The organism is Stenotrophomonas sp. P2112 (genome assembly GCF_041897515.1).
In the GTDB taxonomy this organism is placed as follows: Bacteria; Pseudomonadota; Gammaproteobacteria; order Xanthomonadales; family Xanthomonadaceae; genus Stenotrophomonas; species Stenotrophomonas sepilia.
Genome location: NZ_CP169216.1, coordinates 3,247,821 through 3,267,895, shown reverse-complemented (window position 1 = coordinate 3,267,895; position 20,075 = coordinate 3,247,821). Strand labels below are relative to the sequence as shown.

General features: G+C 66.4%; 16 protein-coding genes and 1 riboswitch. Of the genes, 8 read left to right on the top strand and 8 right to left on the bottom strand.

Annotated features, from left to right (window positions below; translation table 11 throughout):
• Positions 1-123: 123 nt before the first annotated feature.
• Positions 124-726 carry a TetR/AcrR family transcriptional regulator gene (locus ACEPA4_RS15165; RefSeq protein ID WP_005418411.1) on the top strand — a complete coding sequence of 201 codons (603 nt, stop codon included), beginning with the start codon at positions 124-126 and terminating at the stop codon, positions 724-726.
• A gap of 141 nt (positions 727-867) precedes the next feature.
• On the opposite strand, the gene ACEPA4_RS15160 is transcribed toward ACEPA4_RS15165, so the two are convergent.
• From ACEPA4_RS15160 to ACEPA4_RS15150, 3 genes are all read right to left on the bottom strand, one after another.
• On the bottom strand, positions 868-3,756 hold the full coding sequence (locus ACEPA4_RS15160) for a TonB-dependent siderophore receptor (protein ID WP_053496147.1): 2,889 nt from the start codon (positions 3,754-3,756) through the stop codon (positions 868-870).
• A 372-nt stretch (positions 3,757-4,128) separates the two neighbouring features.
• Complete coding sequence (locus ACEPA4_RS15155) at positions 4,129-4,977, bottom strand: hypothetical protein (protein WP_005418409.1); 849 nt, start codon at positions 4,975-4,977, stop codon at positions 4,129-4,131.
• A gap of 116 nt (positions 4,978-5,093) precedes the next feature.
• Positions 5,094-5,987: an Hsp33 family molecular chaperone HslO gene (locus ACEPA4_RS15150; RefSeq protein WP_005418408.1), complete on the bottom strand. Its 894-nt coding sequence runs from the start codon at positions 5,985-5,987 to the stop codon at positions 5,094-5,096.
• A 77-nt stretch (positions 5,988-6,064) separates the two neighbouring features.
• Between ACEPA4_RS15150 and mtgA the strand changes: the two genes are divergently transcribed.
• The 4 genes from mtgA (at position 6,065) to ACEPA4_RS15130 (ending at position 9,571) form a co-directional block, all read left to right on the top strand.
• Positions 6,065-6,814: a monofunctional biosynthetic peptidoglycan transglycosylase gene (mtgA, locus tag ACEPA4_RS15145; protein WP_005418407.1), complete on the top strand. Its 750-nt coding sequence runs from the start codon at positions 6,065-6,067 to the stop codon at positions 6,812-6,814.
• A 61-nt stretch (positions 6,815-6,875) separates the two neighbouring features.
• Positions 6,876-7,895, top strand: a complete 1,020-nt coding sequence (locus ACEPA4_RS15140; protein ID WP_065178200.1) for a glycosyltransferase family 2 protein — start codon at positions 6,876-6,878, stop codon at positions 7,893-7,895.
• Positions 7,855-8,286: a CBS domain-containing protein gene (locus ACEPA4_RS15135; RefSeq protein WP_005418405.1), complete on the top strand. Its 432-nt coding sequence runs from the start codon at positions 7,855-7,857 to the stop codon at positions 8,284-8,286. Before ACEPA4_RS15140 ends, ACEPA4_RS15135 begins: the two co-directional genes overlap by 41 nt.
• Before the next feature lie 370 nt (positions 8,287-8,656).
• A complete protein-coding gene (locus ACEPA4_RS15130; RefSeq protein WP_065185430.1) occupies positions 8,657-9,571 on the top strand; it encodes an IS110 family transposase in 915 nt (304 codons plus the stop codon).
• Between the two features lie 187 nt (positions 9,572-9,758).
• Here ACEPA4_RS15130 and ACEPA4_RS15125 read toward each other — a convergent pair whose 3' ends face one another.
• From ACEPA4_RS15125 to ACEPA4_RS15110, 4 genes are all read right to left on the bottom strand, one after another.
• Complete coding sequence (locus tag ACEPA4_RS15125; RefSeq protein ID WP_262090300.1) at positions 9,759-11,732, bottom strand: AsmA family protein; 1,974 nt, start codon at positions 11,730-11,732, stop codon at positions 9,759-9,761.
• 82 nt (positions 11,733-11,814) lie between these two features.
• Complete coding sequence (locus ACEPA4_RS15120; RefSeq protein ID WP_005418403.1) at positions 11,815-12,453, bottom strand: hemolysin III family protein; 639 nt, start codon at positions 12,451-12,453, stop codon at positions 11,815-11,817.
• A gap of 159 nt (positions 12,454-12,612) precedes the next feature.
• Positions 12,613-14,217: a peptide chain release factor 3 gene (locus ACEPA4_RS15115; protein ID WP_005418402.1), complete on the bottom strand. Its 1,605-nt coding sequence runs from the start codon at positions 14,215-14,217 to the stop codon at positions 12,613-12,615.
• 66 nt (positions 14,218-14,283) lie between these two features.
• On the bottom strand, positions 14,284-15,168 hold the full coding sequence (locus ACEPA4_RS15110) for a M23 family metallopeptidase (protein ID WP_005418401.1): 885 nt from the start codon (positions 15,166-15,168) through the stop codon (positions 14,284-14,286).
• A gap of 147 nt (positions 15,169-15,315) precedes the next feature.
• A riboswitch (SAM riboswitch) is annotated at positions 15,316-15,434 on the top strand.
• A gap of 76 nt (positions 15,435-15,510) precedes the next feature.
• Between ACEPA4_RS15110 and ACEPA4_RS15105 the strand changes: the two genes are divergently transcribed.
• From ACEPA4_RS15105 to ACEPA4_RS15095, 3 genes are read left to right on the top strand one after another with little or no spacing between them, the layout of a single operon-like run.
• On the top strand, positions 15,511-16,542 hold the full coding sequence (locus ACEPA4_RS15105) for a homoserine O-succinyltransferase (RefSeq protein ID WP_005418400.1): 1,032 nt from the start codon (positions 15,511-15,513) through the stop codon (positions 16,540-16,542).
• Positions 16,539-17,774, top strand: a complete 1,236-nt coding sequence (locus ACEPA4_RS15100; RefSeq protein ID WP_065185433.1) for an O-succinylhomoserine (thiol)-lyase — start codon at positions 16,539-16,541, stop codon at positions 17,772-17,774. Before ACEPA4_RS15105 ends, ACEPA4_RS15100 begins: the two co-directional genes overlap by 4 nt.
• Positions 17,771-18,838, top strand: coding sequence for a homoserine dehydrogenase (locus tag ACEPA4_RS15095; RefSeq protein ID WP_065178203.1), 1,068 nt, complete (start codon positions 17,771-17,773; stop codon positions 18,836-18,838). The genes ACEPA4_RS15100 and ACEPA4_RS15095 overlap by 4 nt, the downstream gene beginning before the upstream one ends.
• Before the next feature lie 108 nt (positions 18,839-18,946).
• Here the strand turns inward: ACEPA4_RS15095 and ACEPA4_RS15090 are convergent, their stop codons facing one another.
• Complete coding sequence (locus ACEPA4_RS15090; protein ID WP_065185434.1) at positions 18,947-19,942, bottom strand: alpha/beta fold hydrolase; 996 nt, start codon at positions 19,940-19,942, stop codon at positions 18,947-18,949.
• Positions 19,943-20,075: the final 133 nt, after the last annotated feature.

Sequence of the window (20,075 nt, the reverse complement as noted above, 5' to 3'; positions counted from 1 at the left end):
GTCAATACTGCACGGTATGGTGCGTTGCAGAATGCGCGTGGAGGGACCCTTCCGAGGGGCCTGCGACGGTTTCGACCGCAACCGCGTACTGCAACGAACCCCGGCGTATGGTTAAATCAGCCCATGAATCAACCTGACGCTTCCGCCGGCGAACCGCGCGCCGGCCGCAACAGCCGCCTGAGTGCCGAAGACTGGGCCCAGGCGGCCCTCGATCTGATTGCTGAACAAGGTGTCGGCGCCGTCGCGGTAGAGCCGCTGGCACGGCGGCTCGGCGTTACCAAGGGCAGTTTCTACTGGCATTTCCCTTCGCGCGATGCATTGCTGCAGGCGGCGCTGGAACGCTGGGAACTGTTCGAACAGGAACAGGTGTTCGGCAGCCTGGAAGACGTACCGGATCCGCGTGTGCGCCTGCGCCAGCTGTTCCAGATGGTGGCGCATGAAGTGCAGCCGCATATCATCTACAGCGAGCTGCTGAAGGCATTGGATCATCCGATGGTGCGGCCGGTGATCGACCGGGTCTCGCAGCGTCGCCTCGACTATCTGGTCGCCTCGTTCCGCCAGGCCGGCCTCAGCTCGACCGATGCGCGTCATCGCGCACGCCTTGCGTACGCCGCTTATGTCGGCTTCCTGCAGTTGTCGCTGCAGCTGCAGCAGCCCAAGCAGGCGCGCGAGGATTTCGAAGCGTACGTCGAGCATCTGATCGAGACGCTGATTCCGAACGGATGAGCGCCCGGAAATGATATCGAAGGAAGGCCGCAGCGATGCTGCGGCCTTTTTTGTTGTGCGCTGGCCAGCGCCCGTCCATGGCGCACAAAGAACAACGGCCCCTTTCGGGGCCGTTGCTGCATCAGCTGATCAGGTTCCCGATCAGAACTTCTGCTTGTACTGCATGTACATGAAGCGACCGATGTCGTAGCCACCGTAGTAGGAGTACTGCGAGTTCGGCGCCGAGTACATCTGCGGGCCGTAATGGTCGAACACGTTACGCGCGCCCACGGCGATGGTTGCATTCCACGGTGCGTTCCAGGAGACCTGGACGTCGTGGAAGGTGGTGGCGCCACGGCGGTTCATCGGCTGGTCGCGTGCCGGATCCGGCGAGCCGAAGTCAGGCAGGCTGCACTCGGTCGAGAAGTAGCACTGTTCCTTCACGCTGGAGAAGTAGCGCGTACCCCAGGTGATGCCCCAATCGCCGTATTCCCAGCCAAGCACCAGGTTCGAACGCAGGCGGAAGTTGCTGCTGAAGCCGTTGAGGATCGACACCGGCACCTGTTGCGCGTTGGTGGTCTTCAGCACGTTCTTGCTGACGTAGGTGTTCTGCAGGTTGGCGTTGAAGCTGCCCCAGCTGCTGGTTTCGAAGCGATAGGCCACATCGAAGTCGAAGCCTTCGGTTTCCTGGTAACCGGCATTACGTGGTGCGTAGGTCAGGTTGGTCACGATGCCGCGGGTTGCGTCGCGGGTGAACGAGTTGCAGCGGTCGGCGATGCCGAGTACGTAGCAGTCGTTGAGCTGGGTGGTCGGATCGTCGGTGACGATGGTGTTGGTGATCTTGATGTTCCACCAGTCCAGGCTCATGTTCAGGCCCTGGGCGAAGGTCGGGCTCCACACCAGGCCGACGGTCTTGGACTTGGACTTTTCCGGAGTCAGGTTCGGGTTGGAGACGGCGTTGAACGGCACCGGGCTCTGCTCATCCTGACCTTCCGCCGGGACGTAACCCTGCTTCAGCTGGCGGAAATTCGGGGCCAGCGCGCCCAGGGCGGCGGCGCAACGCTGGGCGGTGGCCGGATCGCTGGCAGCCAGGCCGAAATCGGTATCGCACGGATCGGTGAAGTAGGCGAAGGTCTGCGAGCTGCCACCGTACAGATTGTCGATGGTCGGTGCGCGGAAGCCCTCGGCATAGGTGGCACGCACCAGCAGCTGGTCGATCGGCTTCCACTTCAGGCCGAACTTGTTGTTGGTGGTGTTGCCGAAGGTGTTGTACTTCGAGTAGCGCGATGCGGCGTTGAAGCTCAGTTCCTTGGCACCCGGCAGGTCGGCCAGGATCGGAACGTTCAGCTCCAGATACACTTCGTTGACGTTGTAGCCACCACCGGTCGGGCCGGCCGCCAGATCGGTCGAGTAGCCCGACTGTGACAGCGCATCCGGAACGTAGGTGCCCTTGTCTTCGCGGTACTCGTAACCCAGCGCGAAGCCCAGGTCGCCGGCTGGCAGGGTGAACAGGCTGCCGGCGATGTTCGCGTAGTAGGTCTTGGTGGTGACTTCACCGGTGTTCTTGGTGGTCGGGAACAGGAACTGCTGCAGGGCAGGGTTGCCGGTCAGGCCGCCGTCGCCGGTACGGCCGTACGGAATGGCCGGATTCCACGGAATGCAGCCGCCGGGGCCCGGGCCATAGATCGGGTTGGTGCCCGCGGCCAGGCCGGCGGCCGTGCCGCACTCGACGCGGCCGGTGGCCGGATTGAGGAACGACGCTCCGGTGGCCTGGGTGACCGCCAGCATGTTGTAGTTGCCGGTCTGGGTCTGCAGGTTCTCCGAGTTCTGGTAGATGTAGCCGGCTTCCCAGTCGAAGTACTTGTCATTGAACTGGAAGCTGCCCTGCAGGGCGCCAGTGAAGCGGAAGGTGGTCAGCTTGTTGGTCGACAGGCGCGGCACTTCCCAGCCACGGCGGATGAAGCCCATGTCGGTGCCGAACGGGTTGTAGTAGCTGTCCTGCGAGAGCACGGTACCCAGCTGACGCTCATAGTCGGCCGACTGCAGCGGATAACCGGCGACCTGTGCCTGCGACTCGCGACGGGTGTACAGCAGGTCGGAGACGAAGCGGATGTTGTCGGTCAGGTCGTACTGTACGTTGGCGAACACCGAACGACGCTTGGTCGGCGTCAGCAGGTGCATCTGCTCGTTGGAGTTGCTGACGTCACCGGTGATCGGGGTGAGGTCGGTCTCGTGATAGGCGTTCGGATCGAACGGATTTCCACCACGGTTCAGCGTCAGCAACGGCGCATTCGGATCATTGACGTCATAGACCGCGCCCCACTGGCTGACCGGGGTCCAGCCGCGGTCCGGGTGGCGATCCGTGCGCTGCGACTTGCTGAACCAGCGATTCTTGGCCCAGACGGCCTTTTCTTCGGCGTATTCCGCACCGATGGTGACCGAACCACGATCACCGGTGAAGCCGGCCACGAAGTCGAAGCTGCTCTTCTGGCCGTCGCCTTCGCCGTACTGGCCGACGTAGGCGTTGGCTTCCAGGCCCTGGAAGTTCTTGCGGGTGATGATGTTGATCACGCCGGCGATCGCGTCGGAGCCGTAGATCGACGAGGCGCCGTCCTTCAGCACGTCGATGCGCTCGACGATGGCCGACGGAATCTGCGACACGTCCTGCAGGCCGCTGACGCTGGCGCCGAGGCGCTTGCCGTCGACCAGCACCAGGGTGCGCTCGGCACCGAGGTTGCGCAGGTCGATGTAGAAGCCACCGACGGCTTCGCCGGAGGACAGCGGCTCGGAACGGCTGATGGCCGGGCTGCCGGCGGCAGAGATGTTCTGCAGGACGTCGGCAACCGTCTTGAAGCCGCTCTTCTCGATCGAAGCGCGGCTGATGCTCAGGACGGGCTGGGCGGTTTCGGTATCGACCTGACGGATGCGCGAACCGGTGACCTCGATACGGTCGAGGTTGGTGGCTTCCTGGGCGTGGGCCGTCGCGGTGGTGGCACCGGCGACAAGCGCGATCACAACTGCGTCACGCAGCTGGCTGGACTTGAGTTTCATTGGCTCTCTCTCTCCAAGAAATCTTGGCTGGGGTTAATGCCCGGCGGGGGAGCGAAAAAGCGCTCCCAAATCGCGAGGCTGACCCGATAGTAACGGGCGTTCGCCAAGAATTAAAGCTGTGTTAATGAAGTCTGTGATTTTGGTAAAAACGCGCTTTTCCCAGTCCAATCAACGGGTTGCTGGCATGGTCGTGCTGATCTGCCTCGTTTGTTAACGCAGAATGATGAAAAAAGTTTCGACTGATATGTATCCCAATATGTCGATACGCTCTGCGGTCGATACCGCTCATGCAAGTGCGAGCCAGGCACGCAGATGCAAAAAAGGCGCCTTTCGGCGCCTTCGGGAATATCGTTGCTGAACCTGATAGGGGGATCAGAGATCCTGTTCGTAACGCACGTACGGCACGGTGCCGTCGTCGTTGCTTTCGTTGCGCGGGGAGAATGGATTCTTGCCGCGGCTGATCACGTTCTCGGCGCCGACGGTCAGCTGGCCGGACCACGGGGTACGCCAGGTCAGGCCGATGCCCAGGCCTTCCCACTTGCCGGGCTTGCCCGGCACGTCGACCACGCGGCCGATGATGCTGCCGGTGAAGTTGCCGTAACCGGCACCGATGCTCAGGCTCTTGCTGTCCCAGCGATCGACGATGGCCGGCGAAGCGTCGGCCAGCGGTACCAGGCGTGCCTTGGCGTAGGTACCGGCGATGGAGACGAAGCCTTCGCGGCCGATGTTCTTCTGCGCGAACACGGTCAGATCGTTCTGCTCGGCGCGCAGCGAGGGCGTCTTGTTCGGGCCCGCCAACCAGGCGGGCAGGGTTTCACGGCCGGTGCCGGCGGTGATGCCCAGGCGGCTGTTGCCGCGGTTCAGCGCGGCGGTACCACTGAAACGACGGCTGTTCAGATCATCCTCGTCGCCCAGGCTGGCCAGCATGCAATGGCTGGCCAGGCCGCTGATGCTGGTGCCGCTGCTGCTGTTGCAGAGCAGGCCCAGCGAATCGCCGGAGGACAGGCCAAAGGCCGCGTCCAGCGAATTGCGGCCGAAATGCCAGCGGGCGCCGGCTGCCTGTTCGCCGGTCGGCTCCAGGTACAGCAGCGCCTCGACCTTGCCGCTGCCCTTGTTCCATACCGGCAGCACGGTGCGGGTGTCCTTGCTCTGCGCATGCACGCCCGTGATCGCGCCAAGGGCGATCAGCAGGGCCAGCGGTAGACGCAGGAAGGTACGCATCGGACCAGTTCAGACAGGGACGGACAACGGAAGTTCCCGTGGGGACGGGAACTCGATCCTAGGGTGTTTATGAATTCTTAACAAGCCTTGATCCTCCCCAGGTACAAGACTGCCGTTTACTGAAGTCGTTCAGGCGCCGCTACAGCCCCCTGGGCGCCGTGGAACAGTATGCCGAACTCCGTCAATGGAAAGTGATACTCACGCCCGCAGAATTCGCAACGCACCTCGACGGCGCCGGTGGCCTCGGCGGCCGCGCGGGCCTCCTCTTCCCCCAGCGACTGCAGCATGCCGGCCACCCGCTCGCGCGAGCAGGAGCAGGCAAAGGACAGCGGCTTGCCGCCCAGCAGTTCCGGCCGCTCCTCGTGGAACAGGCGGTGCAGCAGCTGCTCGGCCGGGGTCGCCAGCAGTTCGGCCTTGCCCAGGGTTTCGAACAGGGCGCTGGCGCGGGCCCAGCCATCCTCGTCGCCTTCGTCGCCCGGCAGCTTCTGCAGCAGCAGGCCGGCGGCACCGTTGCGGTCGGCCGCCAGCAGCAGGCGGGTTGGCAGCTGCTCCGACTGGCGGAAGTAGTCCTCGAAGGCCTCGTCCAGTTCCGGCGCAGTCAGCGCGACCAGGCTCTGGTAGCGCTGCGGCTCGCGCGGGTCCAGGCCGGGGTTCTCGATGGTGATGGCGAGGATTGCGTCATCACCGAGGCGGGACAGGTCACGCGGTGCGTCGCCACCCTCGCTGAGCTGGGCGATACCGCGCAGGGTGCCGGCGGCGGTGCATTCGGCGAACAGGGTGCGCAGCGCGGTGCTGCTGCGCAGCTGCACCGACAGGCGCCCGTCGATCTTGGTGTGGCCGGTGAACAGCGCCGAGGCGACGCAGGCCTCGCCAAGCAGTTCGGCAGCGGCGTCCGGGTAGGCGGCATGGGACAGGATTTCCTGCCAGGTGGCCTGCAGGTGCACATGCACGCCACGCACGCCGGCGTCGGGGAGCAGGAAACGGATCAGGGAATCGGGGTTGGCGGTCATCGGCTCACATCGCGCGTAAACGGGGGCGGTTGCCGGATAATGCGCCGACAACCAGACAGAAGAAGGATGCACCAGTAATGGGGGCAGCGGGAGAGCAGCACAAGGTAGAGGCCGTGGTCGCCGCGCCGCGCCGGCGACGCTGGCGCTGGAAGCGGCTGCTGTGGCTGCCGGTGCTGCTGGCCGCCTTCAGCTGTCTGCAGGTGCTGGTGCTGCGGTTCATCGACCCGCCGGTGTCCATGGTGATGCTGTGGCGCTATGGCGAGGCGCTGGGCGAGGCCGACTGGTCCTATCGGCTGCATTACCAGTGGCGCGACCTCGACCAGATGGCACCGAGCCTGCCGATCTCGCTGGTGGCGGCCGAGGACCAGCGCTTCCCCGACCACAACGGCTTCGACCTGCAGGCCATCGAAAAGGCGCGCGACCACAACGCCAGGGGCGGGCGCCTGCGCGGCGCCAGCACGATCAGCCAGCAGGTGGCCAAGAACCTGTTCCTGTGGCAGGGCCGCAGCTGGATCCGCAAGGGCCTGGAAGTCTGGTACACGGTGCTGATCGAGGCGCTGTGGCCAAAGGAGCGGATCCTGGAGATGTACGCCAACATTGCCGAATTCGGTGATGGTGTGTATGGCGCGCAAGCGGCAGCGCAGAAATTCTGGGGCAAGGACGCGGCCCGGCTGAGTCCGGCCGAGAGCGCGCGCCTGGCCGCGGTGTTGCCGGCACCGCGTCGCTACAACGCGGCAAAGCCTGGGCCGTATGTGCAGCGGCGGGCCGCGTGGATCCAACGCCAGGCGCGCCAGCTGGGTGGTGCGTCCTATCTGTCGGAGGACTGAGCCCGGCGCTGCAATTGGCAGGCGACGGGCCGGGCGCCTGCCGGCAACGTACAATCCGGCCATGACCCGCGAACGGCTTACCTTCGTCATCGCCGCCTACAACGAGGCCCTGGCACTGCCGCTGCTGCATCCACGGCTGTGCGCGGTGCTCGACGGCATGCCCGACATCGACGGTCACATCCTCTATGTGGACGACGGCAGCCATGACCGCACCTGGGAAGTGATCGCCGGGCTGGCCCAGGCCGATGCACGCGTATCGGCGCTGAAGCTGTCGCGCAACTTCGGCAAGGAAGCGGCGCTGACCGCCGGCCTGGATCTGGTGCACGAGGGTGCGGCGATGATCCTCGATGCCGACGGCCAGGACCCGCCGGAGCTGGTGCCGGAGTTCGTCGCGCGCTGGCGCGAAGGTCATGACAACGTCTACGGCACGCGCATGGCCCGCGATGGCGAGGCCTGGATCAAGCGCGCCACGGCAGCGATGTTCTATCGGGTGATGGGCCGCCTCTCGCGGACACCGATTCCGGCCGATACCGGGGACTTCCGCCTGCTGTCACCGCGCGCGCTGAACGCCCTGCGCGGGATGCGCGAGCGCCACCGTTTCATGAAGGGGCTTTTCAGCTGGGTGGGATTCAAGCGGATCGCCGTGCCCTACCACCGCCACGCGCGCGTGGCCGGCACCAGCAAGTTCAGCCTGTGGCGGCTGTGGAATTTCGCCCTCGAAGGCATTACCGGGTTCTCGACCGTGCCGTTGCGGGCGGCGACCTACCTCGGGCTGGCAACCGCGGCCGTCGCTTTCCTGTTCGGCCTGTGGGTGATCGTGAAGGCGGCGCTGTATGGCGACCGGGTGGCGGGTTGGCCGACGATGATGGCGGTGATCCTGTTCCTGGGCGGCGTGCAGCTGATCGCGCTTGGCCTGATCGGCGAGTACCTGGGGCGGCTGTACGAGGAGTCCAAGCAGCGGCCGTTGTACCTGGTTGACGCCTGGCTAGCATCGTCCGTGGCAGACTCGGTCCCGCAACCCACCCTGGGAGGGCAGGCAGATGACCACGGTACGGCAACTGTTGGACGGCAAGTCTCCTGAAGTACATGCGGTCGCGCCGGATGCGGCGGTGATCGATGCGATCCGGTTGATGGCGGAAAAGGGCATCGGTGCGGTGCTGGTGATGGACGGCCCGCGGCTGGTGGGAATCCTGTCCGAGCGTGATTACGCGCGCAAGATCGTGTTGCGTGATCGCTCTTCGCGCGATACGGCGGTGGCAGAGATCATGACGTCGCAGGTGGTGACGGTGTCGCCGGGCGAGCAGGTGGAGCATTGCCTGCAGTTGGTGACCGATTATCGCATCCGCCATCTGCCGGTCGTGGAGGGCGCGCAGGTGCTGGGGGTGATCTCCATCGGCGACCTGGTGAAGTCGGTGATCGATGCGCAGCGGCGGGAGCTGGATCAACTGCAGCAGTACATCGTCGCCGGGTGAGGGTGTCGCTGGCGGGCCTGCGGCCCGCCGGCCCGCTTTTCGAAGCTGAAAGCCACAGCCAAAGCCAAAGCAGCGCCTTCCTGACACGTTGGGAGACGGAGGGTGCGGCTGGGCAGGACACGCCATAGACCCATCCATGGGGGCTCGATGGAAATCTGTCAGCGTAGGTGTCGAGAGCCGGCGTGGGCCGCCGTACGAGCCTGGATCTCGACGATCCGTAGCCAGGATCGCGACGATCGCCCTGTAGCTTGGCGCCCACGCCGGAATCTCCCTTGATCCGCCCGAACAGTTGCTGGAGCGACCACTCGAAGCGATAAGACTGGGCAAGCGGGGGAGCTCTCGACCCTACCAGACTATACGGAGTCAGGTGATGAACGGGATCGGGATTGATGTCAGCAAGCGTCAGCTGGATATCGGTACGACGGACGGACAAACTCTGCAGGTCAGCAACAACCGGTCCGGGTTTTCTGAACTGGATGTTTGGCTGAAGAAGCGTCCGACCAGCCAGATCGTGCTTGAAGCCACAGGTGGCTATGAGCAGCCGGTGCTGGATTTCCTGCACAAGGCCGGTCATCCGGTGGCCCGTGCCAATGCCTTGCGCGCCCGGAAACTGGCTCAGGGGTTGGGTCAGATTGCCAAAACCGACCGTTTGGATGCCCATGCGTTGGCGCAGATGGCCTCCCTGGTGAAGCTGCCTCCCTATCAGCCGCTGCAGTCTTGGCAGCAGAAGATGCGGGAGTTCGTTCGGGCACGTCGGCAGGCGATGGACGCCCTGACCATCGCGCGGCAGCAGCAGGAAATGGTGCTTGATCGTGAACTGCGCCGACTACTGCAAGGCAACATCACCCGCCTCCAAACGATGGTTGAGCGTCTGGGCAAGCAGATCGCCGAGCAGGTTGGTCAGCAGCCTCAACTGAAGACGCTGAAGTCGATGAAGGGCGTAGGGCCTGCGCTGCAGGCAGTTCTAGCCAGCTATCTGCCAGAGCTTGGCAGGATCACTGGCAAGCGCATCGCCAGCTTGGTCGGGGTAGCCCCGATGTCCCAAGACAGCGGCACGATGAGAGGAAAACGAAGCATCCATGGTGGAAGAGCCGAAATCCGGCAAGTGCTCTACATGGCGGCAATGTCGGCCATGCGGCATGAACCTCGGTTGCGCGATTTTTACCAGTCGCTACGAGCCCGTGGCAAGGAAGGCAAGGTGGCCATCGTGGCAGTGATGCGGAAGATGCTGGTGATTCTCAACGCCCGCGTGCGCGACGCTCAAGGCGGATCGATCCCCGCCTGAAGCCAGCCTGCGCGTGTCCCAAAAGGCTGCCGGCCAGCGGCCGGCACTACCGTGCCCGTCTCATGGAGGGGCCAGGCCCCTCCGTCAACACAGTTGCTACAGGGACGTACTTGCGGCGTGTCCTGCCTGCGTCACCCGTCCCCCTCAAGCCACCATCAATGCAGGCGCCGCGAACAACGCTGTAACCCTACTTCGCATACTGCCCGCCGCAGTCGGCGTCCTTGCCCGGCCCCAGCTCGATCGTCGCCAGCAAGGCCGCCGGCGGGGCGATGCTGCCCAGCGCCAGGGCCACCGCACCGCGGATGCCCAGCGCCTTGAAGTCCGGGCGGAACGACGGGTCCTTGAACGTGCCGGCAATGTGCAGCGGCGAGCGCAGTACCAGGATGCTCTTGTCCTTCGGGCGCGGCTTCAACAGCAGGTCCAGGGTTTCGTCGCGCAGGCTGACGGTGCCTTCGCCGATGAGGATCGTGTCGGTGGTGTCCACCGCCAGCGCCTGGCTGGTCATCAGGCCGTCGCGCACACCGAAGTCGGCGAAGGCGCAGCGCAGGGGAATCTGCTTGTCGCCGGTCACCAGGAATTTCAGCGATTCGGTGATATCCAGGCCGGCCAGCTCCATCACCAGGTTGCCGACATGGCCACGGCCCATCGCCAGGCCGACCTTGCCGCTGCTGCTGCCGAGCATCGCGGCGATCGAATTGCCGCGGCCACTCAGGTCCACCTCACCGCCGATGCCGCCCTTGGCCTGTTCGGCCAGCTTGGCATCGGGGAACAGCTGGCCCAGCTGAACGCCGCGCACGCTCGCCTTCAGCGCAGTGCTGATCTGCGGCTGGCGTGCGTCCATGCGGATGGTGCTGCGGATATCGCCGCCGGCGACGCCGAAGTTCAGTGGTGCCAGCCGCAGCACCCCGTCATCCAGCAGCAGATGGGCATCCATGTCGTCCAATGGCAATGACGGTGCATTGATGCGGTGGGCCTTCCAGCGCACATCGGCATCCATCGCACGCAGCTTGCCGAGGTTGTAGGGCGTGTCCGGAAGCACGCGCGCGCGCGCGGCCACCCGCGCGGCCTCGGCCTTCTGCTCCGCATTGGCGGTTTCGCCGCCGCCGGTCTTCGGTGGCGCGCCGACGAAGCCGGCCAGGTCATCGAAGTCCAGGCGCTTGGATTCCAGCGTCGCGGTCAGCCGCGGACGGTCGCGGCCCACCTCGAACTGAAGACTGCCACCGAGGTCGCTGTCGCCCACCTTGCCGGTGAAACCGTCGTAACGCCAGACGTCGTGGTCGCGCTTCAGGCGTCCGTTCAGCGCGTAGGGCGGGGACGGCGGAATGGCGATGCCGAGCAATGGGTAGAGATCGGCCAGGTCCTGGCCACTGAGCGCGAACTGCAGGTCGAACACGCGCAGCTGGAACGGATTGGTCAGCGTGCCGCTGGCCACCGCGTGGGTGGCGCCGGCGCGGCCGTCGAGGTGGATGCGGAACGGGTGGTCGCTGTTGGTCAGTTCCAGCGGTGATTCGGTTCCGCCCTGCAGGGTGAACGGGTTGCCCTGCCAGTGGCCCTTGCCCTGCACCAGCAGCGGCGGCGAGGCATCGGCCTGCTTCGGCTGGCCGCTGCGCACGCCCACGCGGATATCGGTACGGCCCGGTGCGTCGAGGAACTGCAGTCGGCCGTCGTCGATGCGCAGGCGCTTGAGCTGCGGGCTGGTGCCGCCAGCGCTGTCACCGAGGAAGTCCCAGTTGCCCGGCTCGCCCTGGCGTGGGGCGGCTTCCAGCAGCACGTCCGGTCGGGTCAGGCGCACTTCCGGCAGCTGCACGCTGCCGCGCAGCAGGGGCCATACGCGCACGTCGATCTCGACGCGGTCGGCCGTGGCCATGTTCGGCTGCTTGGCCCAATCGGCATTGGCGAAGGTGATCGCATCGGCACGGATGGTGCTGGTCCGGCCGAGGTCGACATCCAGATGGCCGATGTGCAGTGCACGGCCGGTACGGGCCTGCACGGCGCGCTCGACCGGGCCCTTGAACCAGTTCCAGTCCCACAGTGCGATCAGTACCAGGATCGCTGCGAGCAGGAAGATCAGCAGCGTCAACCAGCGCCGGCCTCGCGGGCCGGGGCGGCGGAGGCGCCAGCGGTTCGTGCGCTTTGCGGCAGGAGAGGCGGCGGCATTCACGCTGCCATGGTTGCCCCCTCATCGTGGACGGGGCGCGAAGCGTCCATGTGCGCGGCGTGCACGCGCCGCGCACGGGCCAGTGCTACAGCACCTGCATGGTGACCGCGACGAAGTGGCAGACGCTGCCACCGATGACGAACAGGTGCCAGATCGCATGCGAATAGGGAATCGATTCGCGGTGGTAGAAATAGGTGCCCAGCGTGTAGGACAGGCCGCCGGCCAGCAGCCAGCCCAGCGTCCAGCCGTCGATCGAGGCCAGCATCGGCTTGACCGCCACGATCACCAGCCAGCCCATGGCCACGTAGATGGCAGTGGACAGGCGCTTGAAGCGACCGGTGTAGAACAGCTTGAACACCACGCCGGCCAGGGCCAGGGTCCAGATCGCGGCGAACAGGCCCCAGCCCCACGGGCCGCGCAGGCCGATCAGGGTGAATGGGGTATAGGTGCCGGCGATCAGTACGTAGATCGCGCAGTGGTCGAACACTTTGAGCCGGCCCTTGGCGACCGGGTGCTGGATGGCGTGGTACAGGGTGGACGCGGTGTACAGCAGCAGCAGCGCGATGCCGAACACGATGGCGCCGGCCAGCTGCCAGCCATCGCTGTAGATCGCGGCCAGGGTGATCAGCACCGCACCGGCGCCCAGGGCGAGCACGGCACCGAGGCCGTGGGTCAGGGCGCTGGCGATTTCTTCGCGGATCGAAGCAACGGAAGTCGTGGACATGGCGTAGGCATCGTTCGCGGGGAGGGGGACCCGCACCCCTCTATCATCGCCGCGATGGGCGGCACGTGCACGCCCGTCACCGTATGGTGGGTGAATCCCTGCGTTGCGACGGCGGGGTCAGAGCCCTTTCCTTGCGGAAAGGGATCCGACCCCGTGGCATCAGCCTGCCGAAACGGTGTGCGCCGCTTCGCGTGTGGCCGAGAAACGCACATCCGGCGAGCGTTCCTGGGCCAGCTGCAGGTTCACTCGGGTCGGAGCGAGGTAGACCAGGTGACCGGCCGCATCCAGGGCCAGGTTCAATGCGTTCTTCTCGCGGAATTCTTCCAGCTTCTTCTCGTTGCTGCAGTGGACCCAGCGCGCAGTGGTCACGCTGACCGGCTCGAAGGTGGCTTCCACACCGTACTCGTCCTTCAGGCGGTAGGCCGCCACGTCGAACTGCAGCACGCCGACGGCACCCAGGATCAGGTCGTTGCTGGTCAGCGGGCGGAAGAACTGGGTCGCGCCTTCCTCGGACAGCTGGGCCAGGCCCTTCTGCAGCTGCTTGAGCTTGAGCGGATCACGCAGGCGTGCGCGGCGGAACAGTTCCGGGGCGAAGTTGGGAATGCCGGTGAAGGTCACCGCTTCGCCTTCGGTGAAGGTATCGCCGATGGAGATGGTGCCGTGGTTGTGGATGCCGATCACATCGCCGGGCCACGCTTCGGCTGCGATCTCGCGGTCGCTGGCCATGAAGGTCAGCGCGTTGGCCAGCTTCATTTCCTTGCCGGTGCGCACGTGGAAGGTCTTCATGCCGGCGCTGAAACGGCCCGAACAGACCCGCATGAATGCCACGCGGTCACGGTGCTGCGGGTCCATGTTGGCCTGGATCTTGAACACGAAGCCGGTCAGCTTGTTCTCTTCCGGTGCGATTTCGCGGCCGGTGGTGGTTCGCGCCTGCGGCGACGGCGCATGCTCGACGAAAAAGTCCAGCAGCGGCTGCACGCCGAAGTTGTTCACGCCCGAGCCGAAGAACACCGGGGTCTGCTTGCCGGCGCGGTAAGCGTCCAGATCGAACGGATGGCTGGCGCCCTGCACCAGTTCCAGTTCGTCGCGCAGGTCGGCCAGCATCTGTGCACCGATCTTCTCGGCCAGGCCGGGCGCATCGATGGACGGGAAGATGGTCGAGTCCTGGCGGGTGAAGTTGCGACCCGGTTCGTACAGGTGCACTTCGCCGGTCAGCAGGTGAACCACGCCCTTCAGGCGCTGGCCCATGCCGATCGGCCAGGTGACCGGCGCGCACTGGATGCCGAGCACGGTCTCCACTTCATCCAACAGCTCGATCGGGTCCTTGCCCTCGCGGTCGAGCTTGTTGATGAAGGTCATGATCGGGGTGTCGCGCAGGCGGCACACCTCCATCAGCTTGATGGTGCGCTCTTCCACGCCCTTGGCTACGTCGATCACCATCAGCGCCGAGTCCACTGCGGTCAGCACGCGGTAGGTGTCCTCGCCGAAGTCGGCGTGGCCAGGGGTGTCGAGCAGGTTGACGATCTTGCCTTCGTACGGGAACTGCATCACCGAGGAGGTGACGGAGATGCCGCGTTCCTTTTCCAGCGCCATCCAGTCGGAGGTGGCGTGGCGGGCGGCCTTGCGGCCCTTGACCGAACCGGCCATCTGGATCGCGCCTCCGAACAGCAGCAGCTTTTCGGTCAGCGTGGTCTTGCCGGCGTCAGGGTGGGAAATGATGGCGAAGGTGCGGCGACGCGACGCTTCGGTGGCGACTTCGGACATGGCAGTGGCGCCCGCCCGGGGCGCTTTTCAAAGAGATAAGCGCCCGATTATACCGGCCGGGGCCGGTCAGCGCCCGATACCGCCGTCGGCCTCGCCGTGGCGGGCGAACTGCAGCTGGCCCTGCCCGGCGAAGATGCGCACCGGCACCGAGCGCAGGCCCATGCCGCGGTTGACCTGCACCACGAAGTGCAGGTGCGGCGCAGTGCTGTAGCCGCTGTTGCCGGACAGGCCGATCGGTTGCCCGGCTCCCACCGCCTGGCCGCGGCGCACGCGCATGCCGCCGGCCTGGAGGTGGCCGTACAGGGCCATGCTGCCGTCGCTGTGCAGCACGCGGACGAAATTGGCACGGGCACCATCGCGCTCGCGGTCCTGGCCGTTGCCACGGAAGCCATCCTGGATCTGCATCACCGTGCCCTCGCGCGCGGCCAGCACCAGGGTGCCCTCCGGCAGTGCGAAGTCGACCGCGTCGCGGTTCTCCTCGTCGTCATGGCTGAATCGCCCCTGCGGCGCCTGGTCCACACGCAGGCGGGCCGCATCGAACGGCAGGCGATAGCCGACATCTTCGGCCTGTGCGGCAGGGTTGCCCGGCACCGACTGCAGGCGCAGATCCAGCATGCGGCCATCGATCGGGGCGGGCAGGTGGCCGACCACCAGGCTGCTGTCGCCCTGGATCAGCGACTCGACCGGGAGGCCTTCGACCGGGTGTCCGGGGGCGGCGCGCAGCTGGATCTGCAGCGGCCCTGCCAACCCGTTGTCGATCCGCGCCTGCCATTGCGTACCGACCGGCTGCAGGCGCAACCGGGCCATGGGGGCGGCGCCCTCGGCACTGCCTGCGCGGGTGGCAGGCGCGGAAGGGGGAGCCAGTCCCCAGCCCTGGCGCCAGTCGCCGGCGTGTGCGGTCGCGCTCGCCAGCAGAGGCAACAGCAGGCAGGACAGGGGCAGGCGCGGCATCGGCGTTTCCAGCGAGAGGACCGCCGGGACTGTACCCGATCCTGAACGGGGCGACCGGGACGGCCCTCGCAGACTGATTCTGGAAATATCTATCGCTTTATCCGCATGAAGGGATTGACAGTGCCGGAAAGGGCTGGCATCGTGGCTCCACCATCGAGACCGGCAGAGGGACAGGCCCTTTGAAGCCGGGGCAGCCCGCAGGCGCGCAAGCGTCTGCGTAGGTGCCAAATCCTGCGGGGACCGTGGCGTCCACCGAAAGATGGTTCGAACCATGCACCCCACGTGCATCTCGAACGCGGGCCCGCGAAGGCTCGATGGCCGATTCCCCAACCGGATCCCGCCATGAGCTTCGCTGCCAGTACCGCCATTCGCCCCGAGCCCTTCGTCCCCGTCAGCGTGCCAGTCGCAGACCGCGTGCACGCCGAGCGCGGTGAGTTCGCCGCGGTGCTGTCGATGCGCCATGCAGGCCCCAGCCCGGTGCGCCTGCGCTATGAGTGGGTGGGCCCGGCCAACGCGCCGGTGGTGGTGCTGGCCGGTGGCATTTCCGCCCATCGCCACGTGGCGTCCAACGCACAGTTCAGCGAGAAGGGCTGGGCCGAAGCGCTTGTGGGTACCGGCCGCGCGCTCGACCCGCAGCAGCTGCGCGTGCTGGCCTTCGATTTCATCGGTGCCGACGGTGCACTGGATGTGCCGATCGATACTGCCGACCAGGCCGATGCGCTGGCGCTGCTGCTGGACCATCTCGGCATCCGCACGCTGAAGGCCTTCGTCGGCTATTCGTATGGCGCGCTGGTCGGCCAGCAGTTCGCGATCCGTCACCGCGCCCGCGTGCGCCAACTGGTGCTGGCCAGCGGCGCGCACCGCCCGCATCCCTATGCCGCCGCGTGGCGCGCGCTGCAGCGCCGCGCGGTTGCGCTGGGCCAGCTGCAGTGCGGCGAAGACCACGGCCTGGCCCTGGCCCGGCAGTTCGCCATGCTCAGCTACCGCACCCCGGAAGAATTCGGCGAGCGCTTCGACGCTGCCCCGGAGGTCATCAATGGCCGCGTGCGCGTGGCCGCCGAAGACTACCTCGACGCCGCCGGCGCGCAGTACGTCGCGCGCACGCCGGTGACCGCCTACCTGCGCCTGTCCGAATCGATCGACCTGCACCGTGTCGACCCCGCCGCGATCCTGCCGCCGACCGTGGTGGTGGCCGTGGAGGGCGACCGCCTGGTGCCGCTGGCCGACCTGGTCGGCCTGGTCGAAGGGCTGGGCCCGCGCGGCAGCCTGCGCGTGCTGCGTTCGCCCTATGGCCACGACGCCTTCCTCAAAGAAACCGATCGCATCGACGCGATCCTCGCCACCGCCTTCCGCACCTCTGGAGAGTCCGCATGAGCCTGCACGCCAACGAGCCGTCCTGTAGTCGCACCACTGCCGCCGTCCGTGCGGGCATCGATCGGGACACCGCGCATGGCGCGGTCACGCCGCCGATCGTGCTGTCGTCGAACTTCAGCTTCGAAGGCTTCGGCAACAAGCGCCAGTACGACTACACGCGCAGTGGCAACCCGACCCGCGACCTGCTGGGTGAGGCGCTGGCGGAACTGGAAGGCGGCGTCGGTGGTGTGGTCACCGCCACCGGCATGGGCGCGATCAACCTGGTGCTGAACGCACTGCTGAAGCCGGGCGATACCCTGGTGGTGCCGCACGATGCGTACGGTGGCAGCTGGCGCCTGTTCAATGCGCTGGCCCGGAAGGGCCACTTTGAACTGGTCACCGCCGACCTGACCGATCCGCGCGCACTGGCACAGGCGTTGGCCACCCAGCCGAAGCTGGTGCTGGTGGAAACGCCGTCCAACCCGCTGCTGCGCATCACCGACCTGCGCTTCGTCATCGATGCCGCGCACAAGGCCGGCGCACTCGTGGTGGTCGACAACACGTTCCTGTCACCAGCGCTGCAGCAACCGCTGTCGTTCGGTGCGGACCTGGTGCTGCATTCCACCACGAAGTACATCAACGGCCACAGCGATGTGGTGGGCGGGGCAGTGGTCGCGCGTGATCCGGCAGTGCACGAGCAGCTGGTGTGGTGGGGCAACGCGCTGGGCCTGACGGGTTCACCGTTCGATGCCTTCCTGACCCTGCGTGGCCTGCGCACGCTGGATGCGCGCCTGCGCGTGCACCAGGAAAATACCGCCTCGATCGTTGCCCTGCTGGACCAGCATCCGGCCGTCGGCAGGGTGTACTACCCGGGCCTGGCCGAACATCCCGGCCATGCCATCGCGGCGCGCCAGCAGAGCGGTTTCGGCGCGATGCTGTCGTTCGAGCTTGCGCACTGCGCCGGTGAAGATCCGCACGCGGCAGTGCGCGCATTCGTGGATGGCCTGCGCTGCTTCACCCTGGCCGAATCGCTGGGCGGCGTCGAAAGCCTGATCGCGCATCCGGCGACCATGACCCATGCGGCGATGACCGCCGAAGCACGCGCAGCGGCCGGTATCAGCGAAGGGCTGCTGCGTCTGTCGGTCGGCATCGAGGCCGAGCGCGACCTGCTGGCCGATCTCGGTGCCGCGCTGCAGCGCGCCGAAGTCGTGATCGATGCGGCCGCACGCCGCAAACAGGTGGTGGATGCATGAGCGCACTCGCTGCTGAAATTCCGGCGCTGGGCGCGGGACGCCTGGCGCTGCTCGGTACTGGCACAGTCGGCTCGGCCTTCGTGCAGCGCTACCAGACGCTGCGGGCTCGCGGGCTGGAACTGCCGAGCGTGCAATGGCTGGCCAACTCGCGCACTGCGCTGGAGATCGATCGTGACCTGGCGTTGCCGCTGGAACTGGCGCGACGTGCGCCACGCGATGGCCAGAGTTCGCCGGCGTGGGCCAGCACCGAAGGGCTGGAGCGTGGCGATGTGGTGGTCGATGCCACCGCCAGCGAAGACGTGGCCGCACGTCACGTGCAGTGGCTGGCGCGCGGCGTGCATGTGGTGACAGCCAACAAGCTGGGCCGTGGTGCGCAGCTGTCACGCGCGCAGGCCATTGCAGACAGCTGTGCCGACAGTGGTGCGCGCTATGGTGACAGCGCCACCGTCGGTGCCGGGCTGCCGCTGCTGAGCAGCCTGCGCGCACTGGTGGCCGGTGGTGATCACATCCATGCCATCGAGGGCGTGCTGTCCGGTTCGCTGGCGTGGCTGTTCCATCGCTATGACGGCAAGTCGCCGTTCTCGGCGGCGGTGCGCGAGGCGCTGGCGGCCGGCTACACCGAGCCGGATCCGCGACTTGACCTGTCCGGCGAGGACGTGCGCCGCAAGCTGCTGATCCTGGCCCGCAGCAGCGGGCTGGCGCTGGATGCTTCGCAGGTGCAGGTGGACTCACTGGTACCTGAAACGCTGGCCGCGTTGCCGCTGGAGGTCGCAGTGGCTGCGCTGGAGCAGCTGGATGCGCCGCTGCAGGCGCGTTGGCAGCGGGCACGCGAAAACGGCCGCGTGTTGCGTTTCGTCGGCCGTGTTGACGGTGGGGGTGCGCAGGTGGGCCTGCGCGAGCTGCCGGCCGATCACCCGTTGGCGCAGGGTGCGGGGACCGACAATCGCGTCGCCATCCACAGTGATCGCTACCGTCGCCAGCCGCTGTTGATCCAGGGCCCGGGTGCGGGCGCGGAAGTCACCGCCGCCGCGTTGCTGGATGACGTGCTGCGCATCGTCGGCTGATCGCACAGTTCTTGTAGAGCCGAGCCCATGCTCGGCTGCTCCTGGCGAGATCCCCTCCTGCTGGATAAGCCGAGCATGGGCTCGGCTCTACACGAGCACGCTAGCTGATCAGCGGGATTTCAACGCCTTCAACAAGGCGCTGTTGAACTGCTTCGGGTCCTGCACCTGCGGCGAATGGCCCAGTTCGGCGAACTCGACCAGCGTCGCGCCGGAAATCGCTGCGGCCGCCGCCTTGCCGAGCGCTGGATAGTTGCCCAGCGTCGCCTTCACCGAAGCCGGCGCCAGGTCGCGGCCGATCGCGGTGCGGTCCTTCTGGCCGATGAACAGCGTGGTCGGCACCTGCAGGTTCTTCAGTTCGTAGACCACCGGCTGGTTGAACACCATGTCCGAGGCCAGCGCCTGGCTCCATGCGACGGCCTGCTTGCCGGGCCCTTCGTACATGCCTGACTGCATCCGCGCCCAGGGTTCGTAGGCCGGCTTCCATTTGCCGTCGTAGTACACATCCAGCTGGTAGCGGCGGATGCTGTCGTAGCTGATGTTCATTTCACCGGCATACCACGCGTCGACGCCGCGCCAGGGCACGCCCAGCGCCTTCCAGTCTTCCAGTCCGATCGGGTTGACCAGCGACAGGCTGCGCAGGTCCTGCGGGTACATCAGCGCGTAGCGCACGGCCAGCATGCCGCCCATCGAATGCCCGACCAGGTGCACCGGCACGTCGCCCAGTTGCAGCTGCTGCAGCAGGGCATGGGTATTGGCTGCCAGCTGTGCGAACGTGTACTGATAGCGCTCGGGCTTGCTGGATTTGCAGAAGCCGACCTGGTCCGGAGCGATCACCCGATAGCCGGCGGCAACCAGTGGCTTGATCGATTCCTTCCAGGTGGCGGCGCAGAAGTTCTTGCCGTGCAGCAGCACCACCACACCGATGGGCGCCTTCTTCGGCGCGATGTCCAGGTAGGCCATTTCCAGCGGCTGCCGCTGCGATTCCAGTGCGAAGGTCTTGACCGGATAGCCGTAGTCGAAGCCCTCAAGCCGCGGCCCGTAGGTGGGGGCGGCCAGGGCGGTCAGCGGAAGGCAGGCAAGCAGGGCGGCAGCGATCACGCGCATGGGGCAATCCGGGGTGGGGGAGCCCCGAGCCTAACCGGAACGCGGTGACGGTGTCGTCCGACCGGCCAGGGACAACGGGGTAGAGTCGACTGTCAGTCGACTGCTCTTCGATCAGACCGCGAAAATCCCGCGC